Origin of the sequence: Paraburkholderia solisilvae, from assembly GCF_902859875.1 — a bacterium.
GTDB classification, from domain to species: Bacteria; Pseudomonadota; Gammaproteobacteria; order Burkholderiales; family Burkholderiaceae; genus Paraburkholderia; species Paraburkholderia solisilvae.
Window position 1 is genome coordinate 1 of record NZ_CADIKF010000109.1, and the last position, 3,848, is coordinate 3,848.

The window sequence follows — 3,848 nt, forward strand, 5'->3', positions numbered from 1 at the left end:
GGCAGCGCCGCCGGCTGCACGGGCTGGGCGTCGGCGACCGCGCCGCCCTCGCCCTCCCAGCGCGTCAGATCGCGCGCGGTCGCTGTCTGCGCGGCGCGCCGCTTTTGCGCCCAGCGCCACGCGAGCATCCCGCCCACCGCGAAAAGCGCACCGAAAACGCCGATTCTGGGTCGAGCCATGATCATCTCTCCTTGATCGTAAACCTCGTATTCATGCATAACGACCGTCGCAACCCGCGCGCCGGCCCTTCAACGGGCGACCAGCACGCCGAGCAGAAAGCCGGCGCCCGCCGCGATGCCGAGCGCCTGCCACGGGTTCTGGCGCACATAGCGTTCGGTCTGCACCGTCGCGCTGCGATAGCCGCGTTGCGCGGCGGCCTGCGCATCGGCGAGCGCCGCTTGCAACGTATCGATATGAGTACGCAGACGCTCGCGCAATGCATCGACGCCTTCACCGGGCAACGCGGCGGCGAGTCGCAGCATTTCCTCCGAATCGGTCAACAATACGTTCAGGTCCTCGACGATTTTCTGCTTGCCGAGTGAGAACTGTTCGGTGGTGGCTGTCATCGGGGCCTCCTGCTCCTGTTATTGCGTCGATTGGCGCGTCGCTGGATGGCGCCGCCGGCGACGCCGATTACGTGCTTTCATTGAGCCGGTGTTGCTGCGCTGCGTATGCCATCTGACAATCACCGCAACGGCCGTACCCGACAATGGTGTCGATTGACGCTCGCCTTGCGAAGTTCCTTGCAACAGAAGCGTCAATGTTGCCGGTTGCCGTTCGTCGCCGAAGTCGGCCGCGAACTTTTTTCCGCACTTCGCGTTCGCACCGAAGCGATGCAAGCGCCTTGCCGCGCACGGCGCGCCAGTGGTTAAATGGGTTCTTGCGAGAGGGCGGACCATCCAGCGCATCCGGACCAGTCCGCCTCTCCCGGCTTGCGCCATCACATCCTCGAATCGCACTTGCACAGGACACCCTGGTTATGGCGTCAACCGATCTGGACTCGCCCGCCACCGGCACTGCCGGCGGCAGCGCCGCGTCACAGGCGAAACAACGCGGCGCGGAAGGCGTCGCAGGACTGAAGTCGTACGGCTCGCTGTACGGCTCGTCCCCCGTCATGCTCGATCTTTACGACCAGATCGAGCGCGTGGCCGCAACCGACGCGACCGCGCTTATCATCGGCGAATCCGGCACCGGCAAGGAACTGGTCGCCCGCACGATTCACGAGCACAGTGCGCGCAAAGGCGCCGCGTTTGTCGCGGTCAATTGCGGCGCGATTCCCGACGAACTGATCGAAGCCGAACTGTTCGGCCATGAAAAAGGCAGCTTCACGGGCGCCGTACAAGGACGCATCGGCTATTTCGAGCACGCGAACGGCGGCACGCTGTTTCTCGACGAAGTGACCGAAATGTCGCCGGTGCGCCAGGTGAAGCTGCTGCGCGCGCTGGAGACCGGCACGTTCTTTCGCGTCGGCGGCACGGAACTGATTCGCGGCGACGTGCGCGTGATCGCCGCGACCAACCGCGACCCGGCGGTCGCGGTGAAGGAAAACGGACTGCGTGAAGACCTGATGTACCGGCTCGCGGTCTTTCCATTGCGCGCACCGCCGTTGCGCGAACGCGAAGGCGACCGCGAACTGCTCGCGCTGCATTTCCTCGCCGCGTTGAACCAGCAGGAAGGCACGAACAAGGTGTTCAGCAAGCGCTCGATGGAAACGCTGCGCACATGGTCGTGGCCCGGCAACGTGCGCGAGTTGAAGAACGCGGTGTACCGCGCGTTCATTCTCGCGGAGAAGTCGGTCGAGCTACCGCATCCGCATCTGATGTCGCGCGTGAAGAAACCCGTCACGCTCGGCGATTCGATGAGCGTGTGGATCGGCACGCCGCTCGCGGATGCGCAAAAGCAGATCATCCTCGGCACGCTGAAGTACTGCGGTGGCGACAAGCGGCGTGCCGCGAAGGCGCTCGGCGTGAGCCTGAAGACGCTGTACAACCGCCTGAGCACCTACGGCGACGACGAAGACGCCAGCGAAGAGGCGCGTTGAGCGTCATCGCATGCGGGTCAGGGTCGAGTGCGCCGCTGCGCCGCATGGCGGGGGCGCGCTTTGCGCGTCGCCCGTCTCGCCCTCCCATTCGCTTGCGCGACCGGTTACGCTCACCCGCGCCGATCGCCAGTTTCATTCGACGCGCTAATAAACAGAAAGACATCGCGCGCGCATCAGGTTTTGCAATTTCTTGCATTTTTTCTATGCCAATTACAAATGGCATCCTGCACAATCCTCCTGCGTAATCGTCACGAGGTCTGCCCCGCTGCGCCCACGCCCAAGGGCGGCGCAACAGGGGCAAGCAGGAGCAAGAACAAAGAATGCACACTATCCCATCCGGTGCCTTCACCGCACCGCGTCCGGGCGTCACGCTGCTGGCTGCGCTCGTTATCGCCGTCGCCGCGTTTGCACTGAGCGGCTGCAGTTCGCTCTACTCCGAAAGCGCGACAGCGGGCGCGGGTATCGCCGGCGCCGCGATCGCCGGTTCGGTCACGAACAACGCGGCGGTCGCGACCGGCATCGGCCTTGGCGCGGTCGCCGCGGCGCGCGCCGGCGTGCAGTATTCGGAGCGCGTGATTCATCGCAACACCCAGGACAGCATCGCGCAAGTCGCCGGCCCGCTCGACGTCGGCGGCGTCGCGCCGTGGAGCATCACGCACTCGGTGCCGCTCGAAGACGATGCGCACGGCCGCGTCACGGTCAGCCGCGTGATCAGCAGCGGTCCGCTCGACTGCAAGGAAATCGTATTCTCGGTCGACCAGACCGCGACGCAGAAAGCGCCCGCGTCGAGCGCGTTCTATGTCGCGTCGATCTGCCGCGACGGCAACGCATGGAAGTGGGCATCGGCTGAACCGGCCACCGAACGCTGGGGCGCGCTGCAATGAGCGCGACCGCGAGCCGTTCGAAACGCGTGGATCACGCGCCGCCTCGCGCACGGCGGCACGCATCGTCGCTTGCACGGCGACGTGTGTTGCGTGTACTGGGTGCGTTGCGTGTATCGCGTGTCCTGCATGCATCGTTCGCCGTTGCGCTGTGCGCCGGCGCCAGTGCGCTGATCAGCGGTTGCAGTTCCTCTTCGCTTGGCGCCGCGGGCGGCGCGGCCGCCGGCACCGCGACCGGCATCGTCACCGCCAATCCGGCGGTCGGCATCGGCGTCGGCATCGCGGTGCAAGCGGCCACCACCGAGGCCGTCAATCGCTACTATCGCGTGATGCACACCGATCAGCAGAACGTGATCGCGGCGCTGGTCGGCACCATGAAGGTCGGCGATACACGGCCATGGAACGTGAAGCACACGCTGCCGATCGAGAACGGCCACGGGCAGGTGCGCGTGACGCGCGCGTTCTCGTCGGCGCTCGCCGACTGCAAGGAGTTCGCGTTCTCGGTCGCCGACGGCGACGAAGCCAACGCGCCCGAGCAGTGGTACACGGCCGCCGCTTGCCAGTTGCAGCAGGACAAGCGCTGGTGGAAATGGGCGTCGGCTGAGCCGGCAGTCGAGCGCTGGGGCAACCTGCAATAGGCGGCGGCGCAGCAAGCAGTGCCTGGCGCAAAAGCAAACGACTGCCATCCCTGCGCAGCCGTTTGCTTTTGTACCGTAGCGTGGGCGCGACCGGAAGTGCGTCGCCACGCGCTGTCAGAAAGTCAGGACTCCACGTCCTCGAGACTGAAAATCTCCGACTGGTCGTTATACGAGAAAATCTCGCCGTAACGCCCCCAGTTGATCACCGCGTCGAGCGTCTCCTGCGCCGCGCTGTCGGACAGGAAGTCCTCCAGCTCCTGCTCGAAGCGCACGCGCGGTGCGCGGTGC

5 protein-coding genes are annotated in these 3,848 nt (G+C 65.6%); 3 read left to right on the plus strand and 2 right to left on the minus strand.

Translation table 11 applies throughout. The features are described 5' to 3' along the window. Nucleotides 1–248: 248 nt before the first annotated feature. A complete protein-coding gene (locus HV675_RS31900) occupies nucleotides 249–566 on the minus strand; it encodes an ElaB/YgaM/YqjD family protein (RefSeq protein ID WP_175115441.1) in 318 nt (105 codons plus the stop codon). Nucleotides 567–979: 413 nt separating this feature from the next. Between HV675_RS31900 and HV675_RS31905 the strand changes: the two genes are divergently transcribed. The 3 genes from HV675_RS31905 to HV675_RS31915 all read left to right on the plus strand — a co-directional run bounded on the left by HV675_RS31905 (nucleotide 980) and on the right by HV675_RS31915 (nucleotide 3,560). Continuing rightward, entirely contained in the window at nucleotides 980–2,041 is a 1,062-nt protein-coding gene (locus HV675_RS31905) for a sigma-54 interaction domain-containing protein (RefSeq protein WP_175115442.1), read from the plus strand. A 320-nt stretch (nucleotides 2,042–2,361) separates the two neighbouring features. Further along, complete coding sequence (locus HV675_RS31910) at nucleotides 2,362–2,925, plus strand: hypothetical protein (RefSeq protein ID WP_175115443.1); 564 nt, start codon at nucleotides 2,362–2,364, stop codon at nucleotides 2,923–2,925. Then, nucleotides 2,922–3,560, plus strand: coding sequence for a hypothetical protein (locus HV675_RS31915; RefSeq protein WP_377700653.1), 639 nt, complete (start codon nucleotides 2,922–2,924; stop codon nucleotides 3,558–3,560). The genes HV675_RS31910 and HV675_RS31915 overlap by 4 nt, the downstream gene beginning before the upstream one ends. 122 nt (nucleotides 3,561–3,682) lie before the next feature. On the opposite strand, the gene HV675_RS31920 is transcribed toward HV675_RS31915, so the two are convergent. Next, on the minus strand, nucleotides 3,683–3,848 hold a 166-nt coding region (locus HV675_RS31920), incomplete at its 5' end, for an AAA-associated domain-containing protein (protein ID WP_175115445.1).